The organism is Streptomyces sp. CLV115 (assembly GCF_038448545.1).
GTDB classification, from domain to species: domain Bacteria; phylum Actinomycetota; class Actinomycetes; order Streptomycetales; family Streptomycetaceae; genus Streptomyces; species Streptomyces sanglieri.
Genome location: NZ_JBCEWQ010000028.1, coordinates 47,736 through 70,956 on the forward strand (window position 1 = coordinate 47,736; position 23,221 = coordinate 70,956).

Annotated in this window: 22 protein-coding genes and 5 pseudogenes; 14 read left to right on the forward strand and 13 right to left on the reverse strand. The window is 68.1% G+C overall.

Features of this window, described 5'->3' with window-relative positions; all coding sequences use genetic code 11:
* Positions 1-132 precede the first annotated feature (132 nt).
* On the forward strand, positions 133-921 hold the full coding sequence (locus AADR41_RS13175; RefSeq protein WP_342281555.1) for a calcium-binding protein: 789 nt from the start codon (positions 133-135) through the stop codon (positions 919-921).
* Between the two features lie 98 nt (positions 922-1,019).
* On the opposite strand, the pseudogene AADR41_RS13180 reads toward AADR41_RS13175, so the two are convergent.
* The 3 genes and pseudogenes from AADR41_RS13180 to AADR41_RS13190 form a co-directional block, all read right to left on the reverse strand.
* A pseudogene (locus AADR41_RS13180) lies at positions 1,020-1,860 on the reverse strand (IS5 family transposase).
* Between the two features lie 33 nt (positions 1,861-1,893).
* Positions 1,894-2,772 carry a class I SAM-dependent methyltransferase gene (locus AADR41_RS13185; RefSeq protein WP_342281556.1) on the reverse strand — a complete coding sequence of 293 codons (879 nt, stop codon included), beginning with the start codon at positions 2,770-2,772 and terminating at the stop codon, positions 1,894-1,896.
* A 133-nt stretch (positions 2,773-2,905) separates the two neighbouring features.
* Positions 2,906-3,739, reverse strand: a complete 834-nt coding sequence (locus tag AADR41_RS13190) for a class I SAM-dependent methyltransferase (protein ID WP_342281557.1) — start codon at positions 3,737-3,739, stop codon at positions 2,906-2,908.
* A gap of 69 nt (positions 3,740-3,808) precedes the next feature.
* On the opposite strand from AADR41_RS13190, the gene AADR41_RS13195 reads away from it, so the two are divergent.
* Both AADR41_RS13195 and AADR41_RS13200 read left to right on the forward strand, forming a co-directional pair.
* Positions 3,809-4,453 (forward strand): TetR/AcrR family transcriptional regulator, encoded by a 645-nt coding sequence (locus tag AADR41_RS13195; protein ID WP_342281558.1) that lies wholly within the window; start codon positions 3,809-3,811, stop codon positions 4,451-4,453.
* A gap of 325 nt (positions 4,454-4,778) precedes the next feature.
* Complete coding sequence (locus AADR41_RS13200) at positions 4,779-5,693, forward strand: transposase family protein (RefSeq protein ID WP_342281559.1); 915 nt, start codon at positions 4,779-4,781, stop codon at positions 5,691-5,693.
* A gap of 404 nt (positions 5,694-6,097) precedes the next feature.
* Here AADR41_RS13200 and AADR41_RS13205 read toward each other — a convergent pair.
* From AADR41_RS13205 to AADR41_RS13220, 4 genes and pseudogenes are all read right to left on the reverse strand, one after another.
* Positions 6,098-6,705 (reverse strand): annotated as a pseudogene (locus AADR41_RS13205) (IS5 family transposase); the annotation flags it as partial.
* Between the two features lie 58 nt (positions 6,706-6,763).
* Positions 6,764-7,402, reverse strand: a complete 639-nt coding sequence (locus AADR41_RS13210) for an HD domain-containing protein (protein WP_342281560.1) — start codon at positions 7,400-7,402, stop codon at positions 6,764-6,766.
* Positions 7,403-7,542: 140 nt separating this feature from the next.
* Positions 7,543-8,532, reverse strand: coding sequence for a GlxA family transcriptional regulator (locus AADR41_RS13215; RefSeq protein WP_342281561.1), 990 nt, complete (start codon positions 8,530-8,532; stop codon positions 7,543-7,545).
* A gap of 62 nt (positions 8,533-8,594) precedes the next feature.
* Positions 8,595-9,498, reverse strand: a pseudogene (locus AADR41_RS13220) (helix-turn-helix transcriptional regulator).
* Positions 9,499-9,688: 190 nt separating this feature from the next.
* Between AADR41_RS13220 and AADR41_RS13225 the strand changes: the two are divergent.
* The 3 genes from AADR41_RS13225 to AADR41_RS13235 all read left to right on the forward strand — a co-directional run bounded on the left by AADR41_RS13225 (position 9,689) and on the right by AADR41_RS13235 (position 11,447).
* On the forward strand, positions 9,689-10,459 hold the full coding sequence (locus tag AADR41_RS13225; protein ID WP_342281563.1) for an SDR family oxidoreductase: 771 nt from the start codon (positions 9,689-9,691) through the stop codon (positions 10,457-10,459).
* A gap of 71 nt (positions 10,460-10,530) precedes the next feature.
* A complete protein-coding gene (locus tag AADR41_RS42875) occupies positions 10,531-10,674 on the forward strand; it encodes a hypothetical protein (protein WP_446751027.1) in 144 nt (47 codons plus the stop codon).
* Positions 10,675-10,841: 167 nt separating this feature from the next.
* The gene (locus AADR41_RS13235; protein WP_342281564.1) at positions 10,842-11,447 is read left to right on the forward strand and encodes an HD domain-containing protein; all 606 of its coding nucleotides are present in this window, start codon (positions 10,842-10,844) and stop codon (positions 11,445-11,447) included.
* Between the two features lie 55 nt (positions 11,448-11,502).
* Here AADR41_RS13235 and AADR41_RS13240 read toward each other — a convergent pair.
* Positions 11,503-11,787, reverse strand: a pseudogene (locus AADR41_RS13240) (transposase); the annotation flags it as partial.
* Between the two features lie 29 nt (positions 11,788-11,816).
* Here AADR41_RS13240 and AADR41_RS13245 point away from each other — a divergent pair.
* Positions 11,817-12,031, forward strand: a pseudogene (locus tag AADR41_RS13245) (helix-turn-helix domain-containing protein); the annotation flags it as partial.
* A gap of 94 nt (positions 12,032-12,125) precedes the next feature.
* Here AADR41_RS13245 and AADR41_RS13250 read toward each other — a convergent pair.
* Positions 12,126-12,443 carry an Imm51 family immunity protein gene (locus AADR41_RS13250; protein ID WP_342281565.1) on the reverse strand — a complete coding sequence of 106 codons (318 nt, stop codon included), beginning with the start codon at positions 12,441-12,443 and terminating at the stop codon, positions 12,126-12,128.
* Positions 12,444-12,673: 230 nt separating this feature from the next.
* Here AADR41_RS13250 and AADR41_RS13255 point away from each other — a divergent pair.
* A protein-coding gene (locus AADR41_RS13255; protein ID WP_446751028.1) for an IS5 family transposase occupies positions 12,674-13,605 on the forward strand; the annotation gives its coding sequence in 2 pieces (ribosomal slippage) (positions 12,674-13,048 and positions 13,051-13,605; 930 coding nt in all).
* A gap of 201 nt (positions 13,606-13,806) precedes the next feature.
* A complete protein-coding gene (locus AADR41_RS13260) occupies positions 13,807-14,331 on the forward strand; it encodes a hypothetical protein (protein WP_342281566.1) in 525 nt (174 codons plus the stop codon).
* Between the two features lie 530 nt (positions 14,332-14,861).
* Here the strand turns inward: AADR41_RS13260 and AADR41_RS13265 are convergent.
* The gene (locus AADR41_RS13265; protein ID WP_342281567.1) at positions 14,862-15,164 is read right to left on the reverse strand and encodes a DUF6191 domain-containing protein; all 303 of its coding nucleotides are present in this window, start codon (positions 15,162-15,164) and stop codon (positions 14,862-14,864) included.
* Between the two features lie 48 nt (positions 15,165-15,212).
* Here AADR41_RS13265 and AADR41_RS13270 point away from each other — a divergent pair, with 48 nt between their 5' ends.
* From AADR41_RS13270 to AADR41_RS13280, 3 genes are all read left to right on the forward strand, one after another.
* A complete protein-coding gene (locus AADR41_RS13270; RefSeq protein WP_342281568.1) occupies positions 15,213-15,545 on the forward strand; it encodes a hypothetical protein in 333 nt (110 codons plus the stop codon).
* Positions 15,546-15,735: 190 nt separating this feature from the next.
* Positions 15,736-17,922, forward strand: coding sequence for a serine/threonine-protein kinase (locus tag AADR41_RS13275; protein ID WP_342281569.1), 2,187 nt, complete (start codon positions 15,736-15,738; stop codon positions 17,920-17,922).
* 229 nt (positions 17,923-18,151) lie between these two features.
* Positions 18,152-18,592: a transposase gene (locus tag AADR41_RS13280; RefSeq protein ID WP_342281575.1), complete on the forward strand. Its 441-nt coding sequence runs from the start codon at positions 18,152-18,154 to the stop codon at positions 18,590-18,592.
* 9 nt (positions 18,593-18,601) lie between these two features.
* Here the strand turns inward: AADR41_RS13280 and AADR41_RS13285 are convergent, their stop codons facing one another.
* The 3 genes from AADR41_RS13285 to AADR41_RS13295 form a co-directional block, all read right to left on the reverse strand.
* Entirely contained in the window at positions 18,602-19,084 is a 483-nt protein-coding gene (locus AADR41_RS13285) for a hypothetical protein (protein WP_342281570.1), read from the reverse strand.
* A gap of 112 nt (positions 19,085-19,196) precedes the next feature.
* On the reverse strand, positions 19,197-19,604 hold the full coding sequence (locus AADR41_RS13290) for a hypothetical protein (protein ID WP_342281571.1): 408 nt from the start codon (positions 19,602-19,604) through the stop codon (positions 19,197-19,199).
* A 707-nt stretch (positions 19,605-20,311) separates the two neighbouring features.
* Positions 20,312-20,911, reverse strand: coding sequence for a CGNR zinc finger domain-containing protein (locus tag AADR41_RS13295; RefSeq protein WP_342281572.1), 600 nt, complete (start codon positions 20,909-20,911; stop codon positions 20,312-20,314).
* Between the two features lie 120 nt (positions 20,912-21,031).
* Between AADR41_RS13295 and AADR41_RS13300 the strand changes: the two genes are divergently transcribed.
* Positions 21,032-22,099 carry an alcohol dehydrogenase catalytic domain-containing protein gene (locus AADR41_RS13300; RefSeq protein ID WP_342281573.1) on the forward strand — a complete coding sequence of 356 codons (1,068 nt, stop codon included), beginning with the start codon at positions 21,032-21,034 and terminating at the stop codon, positions 22,097-22,099.
* A gap of 59 nt (positions 22,100-22,158) precedes the next feature.
* Positions 22,159-23,139, forward strand: a complete 981-nt coding sequence (locus tag AADR41_RS13305; RefSeq protein WP_342281574.1) for an alpha/beta hydrolase — start codon at positions 22,159-22,161, stop codon at positions 23,137-23,139.
* Positions 23,140-23,221 lie beyond the last annotated feature (82 nt).

Sequence of the window (23,221 nt, forward strand, 5' to 3'; positions counted from 1 at the left end):
GGCAGCCGCGTGATCGATGGCAACCATTCCTGCGACCTGACGGTCATGTCCGTGCCACCCGCGCACCGGGTGGGCATTGTCAGCTCCGCCTCGGAACGTTCCTGAGGCGCCGAAACATGGGGAAACGCCTTCATGCATCACCGCACCACCGTGGCAGGCTTCGCCGGGGCGCTCACCCTGTCCGCGCTCACGATTCCGGCGGCCGCCCAGGCGGACGACTTCTCGGGCGACATCAGGATCACGAAGGTGGTCGTCAACGGAGGGAAGGACATCGTCCTGGGGACCACGGACGTGAAGACGTTCACCATCGCGGTGACCGCCACGGACGACTCGGGCATCGAGGTCGGAAGGACCTTCCCGGTCCTGTGGCACACGCCCCTCCCGAACGGCGACTATTACGGTCTCGTGATCCCCGACAACATCGCGGGCAAGTGCGTGCGCCAGAGCTTCACCACGACCACCTGCACCTACACCCTGAAAATGAACCCGCGCATCCATCCCCAGGACAACACCACGGCCGGGACCTGGACCGTGAGAGCCCACGCCCTGGCCAACGACGGTGACTACATCACCAAGGATTCCGTCGCCAAGGCGAAGGTCCTGCGCAACTCCAGGCTGACGGTCAACGCCTCGCCGGAACCGGTGAAGAAGAACAAGACGATCACCGTCACGGGTGCCCTGACCCGCGCCAACTGGGAAACCTACAAGTACGGGGGCTACACCAAGCAGCCGGTGAAGCTCCAGTTCAAGAAGAAGGGCACGAGCACCTACAAGACCCTCAAGACCGTCACGACGGACAGCAAGGGCACCCTGAGGACGACGACGAAGGCCACGGCGGACGGCTACTTCCGCTACTCCTTCGCAGGCACGTCCACGACCCCGGCGGTCGCCTCCGCGGCGGACTACGTCGACGTGAAGTAACCCTCGGAGGGTCATCTGTCCTCCAGCAAGCGCGGAAGGCCCAGGCCAGAGACCCTTCGGTCTGGGCCTTCTCAGAGCTCGCGCGGATAGGGGCGGGGTCATGGTTGGCGGTTCGGGCGTTCGTCCCAGCGGTGGGTTGTCCATGCTCGTCGGATCAGGCTACGCACGGTGTTGATCGTGTCGGCAAGGTCGAATAAGGCGTTGATGACGATGGCGCGGCGTTCGTAGCAGCGGTCGAGTCGGTGGAAGGCGTTCTGTCAGGCGTGCGTGCGTTCGACGTGCCAACGCTGACTGGCCTGGATCGGTGCTTTCTCACCTTTGTGCGCGATGCGGCCGCGGAGACCGCGTTCGCTGAGCAGAGCGCGTGTCTTGTCCGAGTCGTAACCAGCGTCCAGGTGCACGGTGATGTCTTCGGGCAACGGGCCGAGGTCGTCCAGGCGGTCCAGGGTGGGGCGAGCAGCGGGGAATCGTGGCGGTTGGCACCAGCCAGGACATGCCCCGCGGAATGCCGTATCCATCCGTCATGCCCGAGCGTTTGAGTCCCTGTTTGCCGCGGTCGACCGGTGAGCGTCCGGCGACCTCGCCGCCTCCGGGGGCCTTGGTGATGGAGCCGTCGACGGCGATCTGGTCGAGGACGAGGCCGACGATTCGGTCGTAAAACTCCATCGCGATCTGCTTGAGCCGGGCGAAGACGTCGAGTCGGATCCACTCATCGCGGCGGTTTCGCATCGTGGTGGCCGAGCAGGTCGGGTCGGCGATCGCCTCGTAAGAACAGCCGAAGCACAGCAGTTGCAGGAGCTTGTCGAAGATGACCCGGTCGCTGATCCGCGGGCGGTGGCAGCCGAGCGGATGGTCCGGGTGATACACCGGCCGTTCGGGCAGCAGAGCCGCGAATTGGTTCCAGAGCGGTTCGGTCAGCCATGATGGCAGCGCGGGCATAGGTCTCCCCAGTGGCGGGCCGGGCGGCGATGCTCAGCGTCGCGTCGCGGTTACGAGCCAGGCGGAGGTGCGGAGGTGGACGCCTGCGGGCTGCTCGTGGGCGGCAAGAGCGACGGTGAACGCGGTTCGTACGCTGTCGGTGCCGCTCGGTCGGCCCGCGCTGTCGACGCCGCTCGCGGAGTCGAGCAGCTTGACCAGGTGTCGGCCGGGGCCTGATCCGAGCAGGTGCTCGGCTGCGTCGTGGGCGTCGCGTCCGAAGTCGCTGAGGGTCTCGACGGGTTCGGTGCGCACCTTGTCGAAGCCGGCTGTGTCCAGGATCCGGTGGATGACAGAGGGGTCGGCGAGTGAGAACATCCCTGGCCCGTCGGGGGTGGCCGGCTCGTGGGGAGGCAGGGGCAGAGAGGCGCGTGCTGTGCCGAACACGGGCACCCACTCGCTGCGGGTCGGGTCGGCCATGCAGACGAAGGCGAGTCGGCCGCCGGGGCGAAGGGCCCGGCCGATGTTGCTGAACGCGGCGACCGGGTCGTCGAAGAACATGACCCCGAACCGGCTGATGGCCACGTCGAACGCGGATGTGGGCAGAGGATGGACCTGGGCGTCGCCCTGCTCGAAGGTGATCCGGTCCAGGCCCTCCTCGGTGGCCTGGGCACGTGCCCTGATGAGCATGGGCCCGGAAAGGTCGAGGCCGAGAACCGCGCCGTGGAAGGCAGCCTGGGCGGCGAGCCGGGTGGTCTGGCCTGCGCCGCAGCCGATGTCGAGCACCCGGTCCACGGGGCCGATCCCGGCGGCTTCGAGCAGCGGTTGATTGAAGCCCTGGTTGATCGCGTTCCAGCGGTCGTGGTGCTCGCTCCAGTGTCGGCCTTCGTCGCCGTTCCAGGCCTCGAACTGTGCGGTGTTGACGAGTTCGTGCATCGGATCGCTTCCGTCGGGGAGAAAGTATGGGCGTCTGCTCAAGAAGCTTTTTGGCTCGTCCGACCGCCGAGGTCAGCGGGCGTCGAAGCCCTCTGCCGTTGGCCCGTCGCCCACGCGGGGCGACGGGCGGGCTTCAGCGTGCGGCAGTGACGATCCACACGGCGCCGGGGATGCGCAGGCCTTGCGGCGTCTCGAACTCACCGAGGGCGTCCTGCACCTGGGCGTGTAGTGCGGCCACCGTGGCCGTGTCCATGTCTCGCAGGTTGTGGTGGGTGGGTCCCATCGAGAAGATGAAGTCGGCCGCGTCACTGGCGTCTGCACCGAATCCCATGTCCGCGCTGACCGGGGTGATCTCGATGGCGCGGAAGCCCGCCGCCGTGAGCACCTCGGTGATCCGTGCCGGGTCCAGCAGGGAGCCCATGCCGCGCGCGGCGGGTGAGGGCTCGTGCAGGTAGGGAGCGAGCGCCGCGGTCGCCCGCGCGTAGGCGCTGTGAGGGCCGCCGGGCTGTGGGCCGAGGAAGGCCAGGCGCCCGCCCGGCGCCAGGGCGTCGTGCAGGTGGGTGAACGCCGCGACCATGTCGGCGAAGAACATCACGCCGCCGCGGCTGATGATGGTGTCGAAGCCGGGCACGGCGAAGGGGTGGACCTGCGCGTCCCCCTGCTCGAAGGCGATGTTGGTGATGTTCTCGGCGGCTGCGTCTTGGCGGGCCCGTTCCAGCATGGGCGCGGACAGGTCGACGCCGAGCGCGTGGCCGCGGTGCGCGTGGCGGGCGGCCAGGCGGGTGGTGAGCCCGGTGCCGCAGCCGACGTCCAGAACAGCGTGGTGGGCGGCGATGTCGGCCGCTGCGAACAGCGGCACGTTGAAGGCGTCCAGCATTGCGTTGTAGCGCTCAGGGTGGTCGGCCCAGAGCCGGCCCTCCCAGTCGTTCCACGCCTTGGCTTGCTCCTGGTTGGCGATCGCTGACATCAGGGTTCTCCCTCACGCACGGTTCTAGAGTCGACCTCTAGAAGTCGACTCTAGATGTAGGCTCTAGTCATGAGTGATGTCAAGCCGCCTCAGCCGGACCGGGCCACCCGTACACGTCTGCGGATCATTGCCGCCGCCACTGAGCTGTTCGTCGCGAACGGCTATGGCGCTACCACGCTCCAGCAGGTCGCCGACCGCGCGGGCGTGGCCATCCAGACCATCTACTTCAACTTCCGTAACAAGCCCGGGCTGCTGAAGGAACTGGTCGATGTAGCCATCGCGGGCGATGACGCGCCGGTGGCAACGATGGACCGCCCTTGGTTCGCGCAGGTCGCGGAAGCGCCGGACGCCGACAGCGGCCTTGCCGCACTCGTGACTGGCAGCCGCACCATCCTGGAGCGCGTCGCCGCCATCTCCGAGATGGTCCGCGCCGCAGCCGCTGCCCACCCCGAGCTCCGCGAGGTATGGCCCGAACACGGAGATCCGCGTTACACCGTGCATACCGCAGCGGCCAAAGCGCTGCTGGACAAGCCAGGGGCCAGGCCCGGCCTGACAGTCGACAAGACCGCCGACATTCTCTACGCCCTGCTCAGCCCTGAACTCTTCCTCACCCTCACCCGCGACCGCGCCTGGACGCCAGCCGCATGGGAGCGATGGGCAGCCGACACCCTCGCCCTCCAGCTCCTCAAGCCGGGCGTACCCGACCGCGAGTAAGACCCACCACGGGGCCATTCGTCACCGCATCGCCGGGCGCCCAGCCGCGACCCACCCGCGGCGGTGTCCTATACGGTTACCCGGCCGCCTTCCTCACAGGCGAGCCGCCCATGCCCCGACGTCATTTCTCGTGAACACTCCCGACGCTTCCACGCGCCAGATGTCTCCCGAACCGACGAACAAATGCTGCTGCTGGAAGTGAACAAAGCCAGCCCGAACCGCTAACCATGACCGCACCCCTATCCGCGCGAGCTCTTACGAGTTGGTGCGTGATTGCGGGTGATGTGTTCTTGCTGGTGGGTGGCATGATCCGGATGTGGCGATCATGCTCAGTCGGACGGTTCTTACGCATCAGGTGTTCACAGGGGTCTCCCGGAGGCATCTCGCCGCCCTGGTTGAGGAGTTGGCGGGATCGTGGCAGGCCGTGGTCGAGGGGCGTCGTCACGAAGCTCGTGGCGGGGCCAGGAAGCGCGGGGCGGGAGCCGGTGCCCGGCATCGGCTGGTGTTCGTCGACCGGCTCGTGGCCACGCTGATTCACCTGCGGCACGATGTGCCGCATGCGGCGTTGGGGTTGTTGTTCGGCGTCGACCGCTCCACCATCACCCGTGCGATCGGCGAGATACGAGGGCTGCTGACCGAGCGGGGATGCGCGGTCCCGGACCGGCCCGGCCTGCGGCTGCGGACCCTGGCGGATGTATTCGCATACGCCCAGGCCGAGGGCATCGAGCCGCGGCCGGACGCCACCGAGGTCCAGGTCCGCCGGCCCCCGTCCGGCCGCGGCGGGCGCCGTGCGTTCGTCTCCGGCAAGAAGAAACAGAACACGATGAAGGCCACCGTCGTCGCCGACCATCAGGGCCGCACGCTCTGGACCGACGCCCTGCGGCCAGGGCGGATGCATGACACGACCGCCGCACGCAACGAAGGCATCGGTCCCCGTTTCCGGCACTCTCGCGACGTGGAGGCCCTCCTGGACGACGGCTACCCCGCGCTCCGCCGCGACCATCCCGGCCAGGCGGTGACCCCGCCCAGGAAGGGAAACAAGATCAGCCCTCCCGAGGCCCTCGAAGCCCGCCTACAGGCCCGACACCGGCACCCCTCGAAACGCATCAGCGTCGAACACGCCCTCGCCGATCACAAACGCTGGAAGCAACTGGTCCGCTGGACCCACCGCCGGGAGACCCTGCCCGTCACCTACCGGGCCATCGCCGGCCTCGTCCCCGACCGCAACACCACTGGCTGACACAAACCCCAGCCCAGACCCCTTGCGTCTCCAACATAATCACGCACCAGCTCGTTAGACGTCGTTTCTTGTGACGGATCGCTTGAACGAGGGCCAGCGATCGGGTTCGTTGCGCGATCGGCCGCTCGGACAGTGGGGCATGAAGATGGGGAATCATCTGTTGAATGCGCGAGTGTAGGAAGTGTGGCTGATGCTTGCTGTCGTGGTTGGAGCCGTCGTCGCGGGTTTCGGGATCTGCCTCGTGGCGAACCTGTGGAACCTCGCAGATCGGATCTTTTCCTACTATTCCTGTCGCGTGTCAATGGGAAGCGCTACGGCTGGGACGTTTCGTCTGGTGGGAGGGGGGTGGATTCTGGTCGGGATTTTCTGGATCGCAACCGCCCTGCCTGAAGTGTTTTAGGCCGTCAACTGCGTGTGAGGCGGCGATGGCAGATGGGTACGGAGGCTGTGCCGACGAAGGCGAGGAAGTGTTCGGCCTTGCGTTCGTAGCGGCGGTGCAGACGTCGGCAGCCGGCCGGCCAGGACATGGCCCGCTCGACCGCCCAGCGGTGGCGTCCGAGTCGTTGTGAGGACTCGATGCCCTTGCGGGCGATGCGGTGTCGGATGCCGCGCTTGCGGAGCCATCGGCGCAGGTGGTCGTAGTCGTAGCCCTTGTCCGCGTGAAGCCTGTCGGGCCTTCGGCGGCGTGGGCCCCGCCGGGATCGGATGGGCGGGACGCCGCGTACGAGCGGCTCAAGGCCGAGGCTGTTGTGCATGTTCGCGCCGGAGACGCCCAGCGACAGCGGCAGCCCGTTCCGGTCAACAATCACGTGGATTTTCGATCCCGCGTTGCCGCGATCGGTCGGATTCGGTCCCGTCAGTGGCCCCCTTTTGAGGCCCGGAGGCTCACGGAGTCGATGGCGCACCGGGACCAGTCCAGCTCGCCACAGGCTCCGAGTTCGTCGAGGACGACACGGTGGAGCCTCGCCCAGACCCGGTCCCGGCTCCACTGGGCGAAACGTCGGTACACCGTCTGCCAGCACGGACCGCCAGACACCTCCGCCAGGACAAAACGCTCTCTCAGCGCTGCCTCACTCCGGCCAGGGGTTGTTCCGGATGATCTCGACGAAGTCCTTCCGGCTGAACGACGGGTCGAAGTGGGCCAGCACGTCGTCGTTCATGGTTCCGAAGGTGGTGTCGGGACGCTCGGCCATGCCCTCGTAGAAGGCCCTCAGGATGCGGTTCTTGAAGTCGGGGCGCGGGTGCGCGGCGACGACCTCGGCCCGCTGCTGTTCGGTGATCTCGGTGAGGTCGAGACCGAGGACGTCGGTCTCGACACCGAGGGTCACCACGGCGACCTCCGGAGCCAGCTGGAGCGGAATCTCGGGTGTCGTGTGCAGCGCGATGGCCAGCCAGACATTGCGGGCCTCCTGCTCGGTGCGGCCGTGGTCGAGCAGGAAGGCGCGGGCGGCCTCGGCGCCGTCGAGCTCGAAGCGCCGGTCCTTGGTGGCGTAGGCCGGGGTGAGGCCGAGGTCGTGGAAGAGACCGCCGACGTAGGCGAGCTCGGGGTCGGCTTCGAGTCCGCGCGCGGCTGCTTTCAGCGATCCCCAGAGGTAGACGCGACGCGAGTGGTTGAAGATCGTCTCGTCGGCGGCGTCGAGGACGAGGTCGGTGGCCTCGCGGACCAGCCGGGTGTCGGGAATGACGATCCCCGCGATGTTCTCCGCCATGGGTCCTCCTTGGTCGGGTGTGTAGTGGACTGCTTCCAGAGTTCCTCCAGATCACCGTCCGGCCCACTGCGCAAACTGCCGGGCATCCCACAGATCCGGACCCGCCCGGACGCGGACCGTGGCCGCGTCCTCGCAAGGGGTCAGCGGGCGCGGGCCGCCGTGTCGTCGCCGTCGCGTCGGGCGGTGGCGAACCGGGCCAGGTAGCCGCTCGGCGAGACGCCCAGGCGGGCCACGAAGGTGCGGCGCATCGTCTCCGAGCTCCCGAATCCGGCAGCCCGCGCCGCCTCGGCCACCCCGCTGCCCGAGTCGAGCAGCGCTTTCGCATGGTCGAGACGGACCTGCTCGACGAACCGCGCCGGAGTGATGTCCAGCTCGGCGGTGAACATCCGCGCCAGGTGGCGCGGGCTGACGCCGATCAGGGCGGCCAGTGAGCCGACGGTGTGCGGGAGCCCGGGCTGCGCCGCTACGAGGTCGACCACGGAGCGCAGGGCCGGTGTGCGGGGCGGACGTACCTCCAACGGCGCCGAGAACTGGGACTGCCCGCCGGGGCGCTGCATGAACACCACGAGGCTGCGGGCGACGTTCCGCGCCAGGTCGGCGCCATGGTCCTGTTCCACCAGGGCCAGGGCCAGATCGATGCCGGCGGAGACGCCTGCCGAGGTCACGATGCCGTCGTCCTCGACGAACAGGGCGTCGGGCTGCACCCGGACATCGGGATGGGCGCGGGAGAGCAGCCGAGCGTGCCGCCAGTGGGTGGTGGCCCGCCGCCCGTCCAGGACCCCGGCGGCGGCAAGGGCGAACGATCCGGTGCAGATCGACACCAGCCGCCGGGCACGGGGCCGGAGCATGCGGATCGCTTCGGTCAGATCGGCGGGGACGGCCCGAGTGACCAGGACGTCGCCACCCGAGACGACGACCGTGTCCGCCCCGGCCACATCGGCCGCCCTCCCGCCGACAGGAAGGCGTAGGCCCACAGAGGTGACGACCGGCTCCCCGGACGGCGAGGCATAGCCGAGCACGTAGTCGGCGCCGAACAGATTGGCCTCGGCGAACACCTCCGCCGGGCCGACCACGTCGAGCATCTTGATGCCGTCGAACACGACGAACACGATGTGCCGTCCGGGTTCCATGACTGCTCGCCTCTCAAGTGCCGTGCCGCTGTCCGCCTACGGGAAACTTCGGGAGCAGAGCGTTATGGCCGGTGGGGTGGGGATCCGCGCTCGGTACCGGGTGCGGCGCCGGCTGTGCGCGTGGTGTCCCGCTCGGTCCAGCTGCCGAGCAGCGCCAGGTTCTCCCGGTCGGAGGGTTCGGGGCCCGCGGTGTAGATGCACAGGGTCTGGTCGGGGTCGTCCGGCGGGGAGAGGCATTCGTAGCGGAAGGTGATGTCGCCGACGAGGGGGTGGCGGTAGCGCTTGACGCCGTGGCTGCGCTCCTGGACCTGGTGGTCAGACCACCAGCGGGGGAACTGCGGGCTGTGCACGGACAGTTCGCCGATCAGGGCAGTCAGCTGCCGGTCGTGGGGATGGCGGCCGGCATCAAGGCGCAGCATGGCCACGGTCTCCGCCGCCGTGCGCTCCCAGTCCAGGCAGCGCTCCCGTGCGGCGGGGTCGAGAAGCAGGTAGCGGGCATAGTTGCGCCGGCTCGCCGGGAGTGCGTCGAAGTCGGTGAGCACTGTGCGGGCGAGCCGGTTGGCGGCGAGGACGTCGGTGCGCCTGCCCAGGATGAACGCGGGTACGTGTTCCAGGATGTCCAGTACCTCGTGGAGGCCGGGGCGGACCCGCTGCGGGCGCTCCGGAGCGCGGCGGCGCGGACCGGTACCGGCTGCGGCCAGGTTCATCATGTGGGCGCGCTCGGTCCGGTCCAGGCGCAGGGCCTCGGCGAGGGCGTGCAGGATCTCCTCGGACACGTTGCCGCTGCGGCCCTGTTCGAGGCGGATGTAGTAGTCGGTGCTGATACCGGCAAGCCGGGCCAGTTCCTCACGGCGTAGCCCCGGCCACGCGCCGGGCGCGGGCATCCGGTGCGAGCCCGACGTCGTCGGGCCGCAGCCGGGCGCGGCGGGAGCGCAGGAACGCGCCGAGCTCCGCAGTCTGCTTCATCCGGCCTCCGTGATCTGTTCCGTATGTCCATTGTGCGGGTCGTTGGTGAGGCTGCCGGCCCTCAACCTGGTACTGGTGGAACCAGGCGGGAGCGGGCCGGCTACAGCCGCCGCGAGCGCCTGTGCGCCTGGTCTTCTGGATGAGGCGGCGGGAGACATCCGCGCCGACAGCGATGAAGGAGCACCACCTCATGTCCACACTGATCACCGACACCACCCTCGCCGGCCGTATCGCCGTGGTCACCGGGGCCTCCAGCGGTATCGGCGAGGCCACCGCCCGACGGCTGGCCGCGCGCGGCGCCAAGGTGGCCCTGCTGGCCCGCCGCGCCGACCGCCTGGAGGCGCTGGCCGCCGAGATCGAGCAGGCCGGCGGCACCGCGATCGTCCTGGCCGTCGACGTCACCGACGCCGAGGCCGTGCGGGCGGCGGCCGAGCGGATCGAGCGGGAGCTCGGCACCGTCGACCTGCTCGTCAACAACGCCGGAGTGATGCTCCCGGCCCCCGTCGAGGAGCTGCGCACCGACCAGTGGCAGCGCCAGATCGACCTGAACATCACCGGCCTGATGAACGTCATCGGCGCGTTCGTCCCGCAGCTGGTCACGGCGGGAGCCGAGCGCGGCGTCGCCGACCTGGTCAACCTGTCCTCGATCGCCGCGAAGAACATCTTCCCGAACTTCGCCGTCTACTCGGGCACCAAGGCCTACGTCACGCAGCTCTCCCGCCACCTGCGCGCCGAGCTGGGTGAGAAGCACGTGCGCGTGTCGGCGATCGAGCCCGGGATGACGCACAGCGAGCTGCACGACCACGTCACCGACCAGGGTGTGCAGGAGTGGACGGCCGGAATCCACGACATCATGCTCCACTCGGAGGACATCGCCGAGTCCATCGTGTTCACCGCCTCGCTGCCGCCGCGCGTCAACCTGCAGCAGATCACGATCATGCCCACCGGTCAGCCCGCCTGACCGCCGGAGCGGACCGGGCGCCCCGGGCCCAGATCACCGACGCCGTCTGCCACACCTACAACCGTGCGAGCGTGCGTCTGGTACTCATCGACGAGTTCCACCGGCTCAACCCCCGCACCACCACCGGGGAAACCACCGACCCCTCAACCGCTGACGGGACCACACAGCCCCGAACCCGGACGACTCAGGTCCTGACGTGCGTCACCCACTACTGAACGAGGTGCTGTTCATGAGGGGGCGCCTTTCGGCAGGGTCCGACCGTCTGAGGGCCTAGCCTCTTCCCAAGTGACTGCCCAGCACCCCGCTGCGGCCCAACAGGCTCGGCGCCCCAGCTCAGGAGCTACCGCGATCACTGCGACGAAACGGACTGAGGCAAGGACAGATGGAATTCTCTTTCGGTGGACCTATCGCCAACTCGGCGTACGCACATGTACGCGGGGTTCTTCAGCCAGCGATCCTCAATCACAGCGTACGGGTCTGGCTGCTGGCTGATCATATGGGTCGGCGAGAGGGCGTCGACGGGCTCGAACGCGAAGCGCTGGCCGTGGCTTGCTTGTTCCACGACGCGGGAACAGCCGACCTGTACGACGGGTCGCAGCGCTTCGAGGTGGAGGGCGCAGACGCGGCTCACGCCTTCCTGTCCGGCCATGACTGGCCCGCTCCGCTCGTCCAGAAGGTATGGGAGGCTGTCGCGCTGCATACTTCTCCAGGTATCGCGGAGCGTATGGGGGTGCTGCCCAAGCTTGTCCGGCTGGGTGTCATGGCCGACTTCGGTACGACCAACCTGGCTGGAACCGGCGGCGATGAAGACATGGCCGAACTGCTCAAAGACTTGCCCCGGATGGACATCGAGGCGGTCCTCAGTGACGTGGTGGTCTCGCAGGCCTTGCGTTCTCCCGGGAAAGCTCCGTCCTCCAGCTGGCCAGGGGGGCTGCTTGCCGCCCACCTGGCGAACCCGGGGCACACAGGCGTCAATCCCGCTTTCTGATCCTGCATCCCACTGCTTTGCTTTGCGTTTCAGAGGTCGTTTTCATCCGAATTCCTCATCCCGAGATGGGATGTTCTGTGGCCTTTTTCGGGTCGCGCCAGGAGATGGTGTTCTCACCGGTGAGGCGGCGGGCCATGAGGTCGGTCATGGCGATGTGGATCACGGCTTCGGAGCGGGTGGGCAAGGTTTCGTAGTCGCGGGCCAGGCGGCGGTGGAGCATGAGCCAGCCGTAGGTTCGCTCGACCGTCCACCGCTTCGGTATCGGGGTGAAGCCCCTGCTCCCAGGCTTGCGGGCGGTGATCTCCATGTCGATGCCGAGGCTGGCGGCATGCTCGACGAGAGCAGGAAGGGCAGAAGCTTCAGCAGACTGTGCGGCGGGGCGGTACGAGCTCGGTGCGGTTCCGGCGGGCGATGATGCTGCTGGCCTCGGCCGGTGGTAGCACCGTCCCGGTGATCGCGCGTTGGTCCAGGCGGACGAGGACACCGTCCGGGACGTGATCCACAGCTTCAACGAGATCGGGCTCGCATGCCTCAACCCTCAGTGGGCGGGAGGCCGTCCCCGTCTGCTGAGCAGTGACGACGAGGCACGCATCCGCAGCGAACGAGGTCTCCGCTGGGGCGGCATGCCTCTGCCGGCCGCGGCCTGACCCCGCCCAAGCCGGCGAGAGGTCACAGCTACTAATCGTCGAACTCGAAGCCCAAATTCTTCGCACGGGCGATGATGTCGCGGACCGCTTCGGGGTTGGTGATGACGGATTCGAACTCCGTCTTGAGTCGCGCGAGGTCGCTCAAACTACCGACCGCGCAGAACATGCCAGCCTCGCTGTCGAAATCCAGGTACTCGGCGATGTCCGGCCAGGCAAACCGCACGAGACCTTCCCAGAAGTACCCGTTCGGCTCGTGTCCGGCGGCGGCTACTGCGGCATCCGCAGCCAGGCCACCGGCGTCCAACGTCAATGAGTGCTTGCCGTCGAAGTCATGCAGGTGGATGGTCACGACGCGATCCTCTCACGCCCGGTCACAGCACTCCCGCCAGGCTCCAGGAGCGGCCACATCCCGCCGCTCCCCACGCCCTCAAATCCCCACCAGAAACACAGAACACCAGGCCATAGCAACCCCATGCCAAAGATCTAAAGCACCATCACAAGAACGCCGTACAGGGGTGTTCTAGGCACTGTTTCTCGGATCTCCTGACGTGCGTGGGGTGTTGGGGTCAGCCTGTTTGTATGGGCCGTGGCGATCTGACGAATGCGGAGTGGGACCGGCTGGAGTCGTTCTTGCCTCCTGGTGGGGCCCGCGGGGGCCGGTGGAGCGACCACCGTCGGGTGATCAACGGGGTTCTCTACCGAGTGCGGACCGGTGTCCAGTGGCGGGATCTGCCGGAGCGGTTCGGGCCGTGGGAGACCGTCTACAAACGCCATCGCCACTGGTCAGCGGATGGAACATGGACGATGCTGCTGTCGCGGATCCAGGCGGCCGAGGACGCCGCGGGCCAGATCGACTGGGACGTCTCGGTGGACTCGACAGCTGTGCGGGCCCACCAGCACGCCGCCGGAGCGCGCAAGGCGCCGGTGGTCGCGGCCCGTCAAAAGGGGATCGGTGGGGGGACGAACCAGGTCGATCCGGTGTTGAGGAAACTGACGGTCCGGCTGGAGGAAGTGGTCAGATCGGCGAGTGTCTGGGACGTTCCCGCGGCGGATTCACCACCAAGATCCACCTTGCCGCCGACGGGCGATGCCGGCCCCTCGCCCTCGTCCTGACACCCGGACACTACGGTGACGGCCCCCAGCTCGAGCGAGTGCTGGAGCAGGTATCCGTGTCCCGCATCGGAGTCGGCCGACCCCGGACCCGGCCCGACCATGTCCTGGCGGACAAGGCCTACACCTCTCGGAAGAACCGTCGATACCTGCGACGACGCGGCATCCGGCACACCATCCCCGAACGCCTCGACCAGCAGAGGCACCGCAAGAATCGCGGTTCCCGAGGCGGCCGTCCCACCGGCTTCGACAGCGAGCAATACAAGAAGCGCAACGCCGTAGAACGCGCAATCAACCGCCTGAAAGGCTTCCGCGCCGTCGCCACCCGCTATGAGAAACGCGCCTACATCTACCTCGGCACCGTCACCCTCGCAGCCCTCGCCATCTGGCTCCGAACATGATCCGAGAAACAGTGCCTAGTACTCCAGCTGTTGATCGCGACCTTCGTAGTGCGCGGTCGGCCGGGCCGCCTCTCGTCCCGGGTTGGTCCGACTGGTCGGATCTGACGGTGAGTCGCGCCGGGACGTTCCGGGCGGCGGCACCGCCGAGGTTATGAATGCGGCACCTGACCATCCATCAACATCAACCTCAGGAGCAACACGATGCGCCCTATCAGAGCAGCCTGTCTCGGCACGGCGACTGCGCTGGTCGCCCTTCTCGCCTGCGCCCCTGTCGCGGCCGCCGCGACGGACACCGATTCCGACCACGCCAAGGGCGGAGACCGGGTCATCACTCTCATCGGCCATCTCGCGCAGCAGTCGCGCTTCCCCGTCAACCCCGACGGCCCCGCCGCCCAGGGCGATCGGACCGTAGTCCGCTCGATCCTCAAGGACCAGAACGACGAAAACGTGGTCGGCGAAACCGACGGCTTCTGCACCACCACCACGGTAGAGAACCGCGGAGCGGAGGAGTGTGTTGTGACCTACAGCCTCCCGGGCGGCCAGCTCACCGTGCAGGGGATGGTCTTCCGCATTCTCAACGAGGAGGGCGGCGTCGCGATCCCGCCCCCTTCGTTCGACAACGCGATCACCGGCGGCACCGGGGTGTTCGACCGGGCTCGTGGTTCGGTCCACGCCGACACGATCGGTTCGGGTATCAGGCGCTTCACGATCGACCTCGACCGCTGACTGACCCTGCCCCCGCCCGGTGAGAAGGCTGGGCCGTCCACGACACGGCCCACCGGCTCGATTGGTCCCATTGGCGACGCCGCAACCAGGCTCGATCCCAGGCCATCCACCATCAGCGACAAGCCGCCCAGGCATTGGCTTCGTTCACTTTCAGCAGCAGCATTTGTTGACGAGTTTCGGTTCTGGCTCAACTTCTGTGGTGCTATGCATGGCCCGCCCACCTCCGTGCCAGACCGTTTCTCTGACCTGCTGGTTCTCCGAGTGCGCCAGCCGGATCTACTGACCGCCACTCCGTCACCACAGAAGTTGAGCCGGAACCCGAGTTTCGACAGCGGTCATTGATCAATGGGCTGGCTGATGTTCACGAGAGGTGACGGTGGTGGCTCGCCGGGCAGGTCGACCGACTCTTCATGGGGCAGTGTGGTGGGAGGGGATGACGGCCTTGGGGCCATCGGTGACAGCCGTTACTGATCTTCCTCGGAGCGGACCGTCGGCCGACGGCGAATCGGCCGCCGATGCCCGGTCCGCGCTCAGGACTTCGGCTTCTGCCGGACCACCGCTGTACCGGCTTCCAGGTCCACCCCCATGCGGGGCGGCGCGCCGTCCAGCGCGTCGTCCTTCAGGACCTGTTCCTCCACCCGGTGTTCGATCTCCACGCGCTTCGCCGAGTTGAGGAACGCATGCAGCTCATCGGCGACCGGCGCCCCCACACCCAGAGCATGAGGTGGTGTGCGGGCCGCGACGGCATGTCGCAACCAATCGGGCCGGCCAGTACGGATGACGACGTGGCGGGCCGAAGCAAGCAGGAACGGCACCATCACCAGCACGGCCATGGCTAGAAGGCTCGACATCATCACCACGCAGGCCCAACGTCCGGCGCCGTGCGGCCGTTCCTGACGGTGTCCACCCATACGGCGGCGGCCACCGGCCCTGACCGGCTCACCATCACCCACGATGGCGTCATCGTCCACCAGGGCCTTCACACCCTGGCCCGCCCCGAGGCCGCCGAACCGCGGGTCACCACCGCAGTTGGGCCGGCCGGCACCATCGGCTGGGCCGCCGTCGACCAGCCGACCTCGCCATCCGGACTCCGCCGTTTTCTTGTCGTGAGCTGGGCAGAAGCCCAGCTCAGGTTTTGCCCTTGGAAGCCGTTGTCTTTCCGGTCATGGCCGTTGAGTTTCTGCTGGTCGGGTGTGGGTTCTGCGTCGGTGTGAAGCGTTGGGGGCGTCCTGCTTCTTGATCGATGGGGGTTGCTGATGACGCCGGTGCTGGGTCTGCTGGAGGCGAAGGAGTCTGCCGCGCGGCCGGTCGGCCTGCATGTGGTCCGGGACCGCGAAGAGCAGGACCAGCTGCGGCCTGGGCGTGCTGTTACGCAGACGAGTACGCTCAGGCGGCATCAGCGGAATGGGGAGGCGCGGCGTGGAGTTGTCGAGGCCCGTCGAAACGGGGGACCCTGAGCGAGTCGGGTCGTACCGGATCGTGGGGCGCCTGGGGGAGGGCGGGATGGGCCGCGTCTACCTCGCACTTTCCCGCAGCGGACGGGAGTTCGCGGTCAAGGTGGTGCGGCCGGAGCTGTCGGAGGATCCGTCGTTCCGGCGGCGGTTCGCCCGGGAAGTTGCCGCGGCCCGCGCGGTGAGCGGCGCCTTCACCGCGCCCGTGGTCGACGCCGACGCAGAGGGCTCACCGGCGTGGCTGGCCACGTCGTACGTCCGCGGGCCGTCGCTGGCGGACACTGTTGCGGCGCACGGCGGATGGCCGCAGGGACCACTGCTGGTGCTGGCCGCCGGGTTGGCCGAGGCGCTGGAGTCCATTCACCGGGCGGGCGTGGTCCACCGGGACCTCAAGCCGTCGAACGTACTTCTGGGCCCGGACGGCCCCCTCGTGATCGACTTCGGTATCTCCCTGGTCGGCGGGGCGACCGCGCTGACCAACGCCGGTGCGGTGGTGGGGACAGTCGGGTTCATGTCCCCCGAGCAACTGACCGGCAGGCCCGTCGGGACTGCGAGCGACGTGTTCTCGCTGGGCGCGGTGGTGGCCCTCGCCGCCGGTGGGAACGCACCGTTCGGGACCGGCTCCGCGCCGGAGGTGATGTTCCGGTCCGTCTACGAGGAACCGGACGTGTCGTCGGTGCCTTCCGAGCTACGGGACGTCGTCGCCCGGTGCCTGGCAAAAGATCCGCAACAGCGGCCCACAGTGGGCGCGTTGCTGGACGAACTTGCTGCGATGGCCGAGCGGGCGGGAGGGCTCGCGGACTGGCGGGCGTTCGTGGCGGGGGTGAGCGGCAGCGGCACGCCTCAGCCCGTGCCGACGGTCGTGACGCCGGATGCAGTTCCACCTCCGTCAGTACACGATGCGGTCACGCACACGGCGCCGCGCTGGACGGCAAGCAGCCAGGCAGTGACTCCGGCCCAGGCCGAACCGGCAGCCGGGTCCGGGTCCGGGAGCCTGCTCGCGGGCGGGCCACAGCCTGGGCCCTCCCGCAGGAAGACTCTGTCGGTTCTGGCTGGAGCCGGCGCCGCCGCGGGACTGGGCATCGGCGGATGGGCGCTGTTCAGCAGTGGTTCACTCAACCGTGGCAAGCCCACCGCCCCCGACCGGCAGATCTGGGCGGCGGGCACCAACGGCGCGGTTCCGTTGGGACTGGCGGTGGCGGGAGGCACGGTTTACGTCAACGATTTCGACGGCTACCTGACCGCGCTGGACACTGCTGCCGGCAGGAAGCGGTGGGCGTGCCGCATCGGAATCTCCGGGGCGGAACGGAACGTAGGCCCCCAGCAGGCGACACCGGCGGTCGCCAACGGACTCGTCCACGTCGGATCCACCGACCAGAAGCTCTATGCGATAGAAGCGGACAGCGGCAAGCGCCGGTGGACCAGCGACCTCGTCGGGCGGGCCGTGTCACCGGTCGTCTCCGGCGACACGGTGTTCGCGCATGGCGACGGCTCGTCCGTCCTGTCCGCGTTGCACGCCTCCAACGGCAAGAAGCGCTGGGAGTTTTGGGCCGAGCACAACGCGGAGATCTACACTCTCACCCCGGCCGTCTCGGGCGACACCGTGTACGTGGGGACCAGTTCGGGCTACCTGTACGCGTTGAACATCCGGAACGGCCATCAGCGGTGGAAGTTCAATGCAGGCGAAAGTTTGTTCGCCTCTCCAGCCGTGTCGGACGGGACGGTGTTCGCATCCACCGGCCACAAGCTGTTCGCCCTGGCTGCGGAGAACGGCCGTCCACGGTGGACGCTCGCCGTGGGCAGGCTGCAGCCGTGGAGTCCGGCAGTCTCCGGCGGCTACGTCTACTTCTCGGGCGAGGATGACCACCTTCATGCCGTCCATGCCGCCAACGGCAAGGAGCGATGGAAGACATCCGTCACCAAGGGCGGCATCATGGCCACGCCCGCCGTGGCGTCCGGAGTCGTGTACCTCGGCACCGACGACTGGGAATACAACGTGTATGCCGTTGACGCCGCCAGCGGCCACCTGCGCTGGAAGTTCAACGCGTCGTTTAGCGACGTTCTCACGCCGCCCGTCGTGGTGGGCCGTGTGCTCTACCTCGGCAGCAACGATGGCAAGGTACGTGCCCTGCGCGCATAGCTGCCGCTCCTTTCCACATTGCTCATCACGGTCAGCATTCAGCCGCCGCAGCATGTGGCGGTTTGGAGCCCCCGTCAGAAGCCCGCATCTCAAACGATCTTGGAACATGCGGGTCGAACGGGTTTCTGGTTCGGGCGATCTCGGGGTGGTCGGTGCATGAGGACAGGGCCTCTTGGTAGTTCGGGGTGTTGAAGCCTGCCGATCTACCCAGGAGACTCTGTTGCCGCAGGTGCCGGGCCGCAAACGGCACGTGATCACGGACTGTCTCGGCCTGCTGCTGGTGGTCGCGGTCACCGCCGCGAACGTGGGCGACCGCGAGGCCGCGACACCTCTCCTGGAACGGGCCCGGGCCTCGCACCCCTCGCTCCGTCTGATCTGGGCGGACGGCGGCTACACCGGCATGCTCGTCGACTGGGCCAGGGAGAAACTCCACCTCGTTCTCAAGATCGTCAAGCGCAGTGACGAGCCGCGTTTCGTGGTGCTGCCGAGGCGGTGGGTGGTCGAGAGGACGCTGAGCTGGCTGATGCGCTCACGCCGGCCGGCCCGCGACTACGAGACGCTGCCCGCCACCAGCGAGTCCATGATCTCGTGGTCGATGACCATGCTGATGAGCCGCCGCCTCGCCCGCCGCACCCACCCGGCTCCGACGACGGTGTCCCTGGCGGCCTGAACCGCATCGTCACGGCGTCACGATGCTGAATTCCCCGGACTGATGCCCGATGATCCACCCGCGCTCGGCCAGGCGTTTCGCCCGCGAACGCACTCGTTCGATCTTCGCAGGCACCGCTGCCAGCCCCAGGGCGACCGCGAGTTCCTTGGCCCGCACTCTGTCCCGGCCCGCCCCGGCCTCGGTCTCCAGCACCGAGATGATCCGCTGGTAGTCCGGCGCGAGGACAGTCCTGGCCAGCCGACCGCTCTGGCAGGGGACCGGTGATCCCGTCACCGCGGCGGCCACCGCGTTCTCCTCCACCACATCCATGCCCCGGCCGGCCGGCTCGGCCAGCACCTCCACCACCGCTTCCCGGGCGATGACCAGGCGTTCGACGACTCGCTCGGCCTCTTCGAGCACGGCCGCGATCCTTGCGGCTTCCTCTCGCGCCCGCTCGACAGCCTCCCGCGCGGCAGACTCCTTCGCCTCCAGCAGACCCAGCACCGACGTCATCAGTAACCCTCATCGATCAAGAAGCAGGACACCTCGACGCTTCCACACCGACGCAGGATCCATCCCTGACCAGCGGAAACTCAACGGCCATGACCGGAAAGACAACGGCTTCCTACTCCTCTTGGTTGGATGGGCGTGCCGGAGACAGGACGATCCGTACATTGGTGGCGTCGTCCGGCGAGTCAAGGTCTACTTGCATGAGCCATGTGCCTGGCGCGAGTCGGAGTGTGTCGTCACTGTCAGCGTCTCCGACGGACAGCACCCCGGACGGGAGGTCGATCGTTGCCTGATAAGCGAAGTCTGCTGCCGCCGTCTGACGGACTTCCACCACCAGGTCAACGTCCGCTTCGTCCTCGGCAACCAGACGTGCGTGCCGGACTCGAATGGTCACCCAGCAATGCGAGGTCCATATCGGGCCCGGACCGTCCAAGTCATCGAAGTCTCCCTCCTCTTCGTCACTGGCGTAGATGCAGCCCCAGTAATAGGACCGGGTTCGGCGCAGCCGCTCACCTGTTTCCATCGACACATCTTGCCCCAGCGCAACACAGCACAAGGTCCGGCCGGAACGCCCGCTGCAGCCCAGCCAGGCCCCAGGCCGAGACCCGGCGGTACCGACACGGTTTGTGCGCTTGCGGATGATCGTTCCGGAAGGGGCGTACTGGCGGCGAGGGATCGAGGCTGCCGGGCGGTGGCTGCGCGAGACCGAGAACAGTGTGCTGCAGGTGCCGTACACGGTCATCACACCGGAGGACTTGCAGATCCAAGGAAGGGTGTCCTGGTGGGACGGAAGTCTCCGCCGGTCACATTGATCGTTCGGTCGCATTGATCGTTCCCGCACATGAGTCGGCGGGAGTCGTGCACGCCTGCCTGCGACCGGACGATCCGCGAGAGCCCGCGGGTAGTAGCAGTGCATTTTTGAGGGTCTTCGTCCGCAGTCGGGACATGCGGCCCGACCGCACAGCCGGCCGAACCTCTGTATCCGTGAGTGCCACTTCTCGGCCTGAACCTCGACACCTGGCAACAGAACGTCCGCGACGCGAACCCCACCCATCACACAAGGCCGATGCCCAACTGCCCCCAAAATAACGACAGAGCCTTCTGCCGTGGTCTGCGCACGTCAAGTGGTGATCGGGCGGCGCGGTCGGCATCGGGAAGTCGCCCGAGAATGGCCATCCGTTCTTCCGGACCTTCAAGGTCCAAGTCTCTCCGGCTTCCAAGGCCCGGGGGTCAGGACCCGTTTTGCGACCTGGCCCGATAGGTGCGCTTCTTGGCGAGGGCGCCGCAGGTCTTCATCGAACACCAGCGGCGGGCGCCCGCTCGGGAGGTGTCGACGAACGGTGTGCCACACGCGGGGTTTCCGCAGATGCGGACGCGTGTGCGGTGTTCCGAGCCGCAGAGCTCGATCAGATCCCGCGCGACCATGGAGAGCACCGCCGCGACCCCGTCCCCGTGCCGGCGCACGGAGGCCGCGTCGGCCGAGAGTTCGGGTACGGAGGTGGGCTCGGCGGCCGCGCTGTTGATGAGCGCGATGTCCTCGCCGGCGGGTGGGGCTTCGTCCGCCAGAGCCTGGCCCGTCCGCTGGATCGCCTCGCGTAGTCGTCTGGCGTGGTCCAGGTCGGCTTCGGTGCAGACCGGCGCCACTGTGGTGCAGCCGCTCTCCACGCTCCAGCGGTCCAGGTCGTCCGGCCGGGCCAGCCGTTCGAAAGGCGTGTCCATGCCGCGATCCGCCAGGGTGCCGGCCAAGGCGAAGCACAGGCGCGCGTCGTCGAAGCGGAAGTCGGCCTTGGCGCGCTGGCGCCCTCCGCGTCGACCGTCCTTGTCATTCATGTCCACCACTTTATGTGGTTGACATGACGCCGGGCAACCCCTTAGCTTCAAAGTCCACCGCTTAAACCGGTGGACTTTGAATGTCCTCGCCGCATCACGAGCCACAAGGAGGTCGCGCCCATGCGCGCCGCAGTCATCGAAGAACTCAACAAGCCGCTCGTCATCCGTGACGTGCCTGACCCCGAATGCCCGCCGGACGGCGCGATCCTGCGCGTCGGCGCCAACGGGATCTGCCGCACCGACTGGGCCCTGTGGGCAGGGAACTTCTGGACGGGGGGACCGAGCGTCGAGCCCCCCTTCGTTCTCGGCCACGAGTTCGCCGGCACCGTCGTGGAGGTCGGCCGGGACGTGCGGGGGTGGAAGGAAGGCGACCGTGTCATCTTCCCGATGAACCCCGGCGAGGGGTCGTGCGAGATGTGCCGCAGCGGCAATCAGCAGGTGTGCGAGCACGTGGACTCGCTCGTGCCCGGGGTGTCCTACTGGGGCGCCTTCGCGGAGTACGTCATGGTCCGCTTCGCCGATGTCAACCTTGTCCGCGTGCCGGAGTCCGTCGGCTTCGTGGACGTCGCCGCTCTCGCCTGCCGCTACATGACAGCCTTCCACGGCGTCGTCGACCAGGCGCGGGTCCGCGGCGGTGAATGGGTCGCGGTGTACGGCGCCGGCGGCGGCATGGGCCTGTCGACGGTGGAGGTCGCCGCGGCGACGGGGGCCAACGTCATCGCGATCGACATCACCGACGAGAAGCTTGAGGCCGCGCGGGCCCTGGGCGCGGTCCACACCATCAACGCGGCGAAGGACGAGCCCACGGAGGCGGTGAAGACCCTCACCATGGGCGGAGCGCACGTGTCGGTCGACTCCGTGGGGATCGCCGAGGCCTGCCGCAACTCCGTCCTGTCCCTGCGCACGCGAGGCCGCCACCTCCAGCTCGGGCACACCACCGCCGCGGAGAAGGGGGACGTCGCGCTGCCGATCGACGTCATGATGGTCAAGGAGCTGGAGATTCTGAGCGCCTTCGGCATGCAGGGCCAGCGGTTCGGCACGATGTTGAACATGATCGCCGCTGGTCGCCTCAACCCCGGCCGGATCGTGACCCGCACAGTCGGCCTCCACGAGGCGAGCGGGGTGCTGGAGTCCCTGGAGACGTACGGGCCGACCGGCGTGGTCGTCATCGACGAGTTCCAGGCCTGAGCCGCCCGTCCGGCGCCGCCCGGAGCGGCGCCCCTCAAGGAAAGAAAGCAGGCACGACCATGCCCGTTTCCCGTCTGCTGATGGACCGGGAACTGAACCAGGCACTCGACGGCGTCCCCATAACGCCCAACGGCGCGTTCGACCTCACCGACATCCCCGCGACGCGCGCGGCGTTCCGCGCGCAGGCCGAGTCGATGGCCGAGAGCGAGCCCGACGCCCCGTCGGTCATTACGCAGGAGCACCGCGTCAGCCGGGCGTCCGGCCCCGACGTGCTGGTTCGCCTGCTGCGGCCCACGACCGCGCAGGGACCGCTGCCGGTGATGCTCTGGTTCCACGGCGGCGGCCAGGTGCTCGGCTTCGCGGCCCAGGACGACCCCTGGCTCAAGCGGTTGTGCTCGCGGCTCGGCTGCGCCGTCGCCGCGGTCGACTACCGGCTCGCCCCGGAAACACCCTCACCCGGCGCCGCCGAGGACGGTTTCACCGCCTACCAGTGGCTCAGCCGCCACGCGGACACCCTGGACCTGGACGGCGCCCGAATCGGCATCGCGGGCCAGAGTGGCGGCGGAGGCATCGCCGCGGCCACCGCACTGCTGGTCCGGGACCGCGGCGGCGCGGCACCTCTGTTCCAGTCGCTGACGTACCCCATGCTCGACGACCGCAACCAGACGGCGTCAAGCCACGAAATCACCGACATCGGCATATGGGACCGCTCCACGAACATCCTGGCCTGGCAGGCGGTCCTGGGGGACCGCGCCGGAACCGACGACGTCTCCCCGTACTCGGCGCCCTCCCGCGCGGAGGATCTCAGCGCACTGCCGCCGACCTTCATCGCGGTTGGCGAACTCGACTGCTTCCGCGACGAGGACCTCGACTACGCCACACGCCTGCGCGCGCACGGAGTCCCGGTCGAACTGCACCTCTACCCGGGCGCCTACCACGCCTTCGACCTGTTCGCCCCCGAGTCGCAACTCGCGGCCACCTTCCAGCAATCCTGGTTCAACTACCTCTCCCGCCGGTTCCAGGACGCATCCACCCCGTGACGTACTCCGACCGGCTCGGAACCGCGAAACGACGCAAGTGCCGACGCGGAAACCGGTGCCGGCCCCGACCGAACTCCTCGGT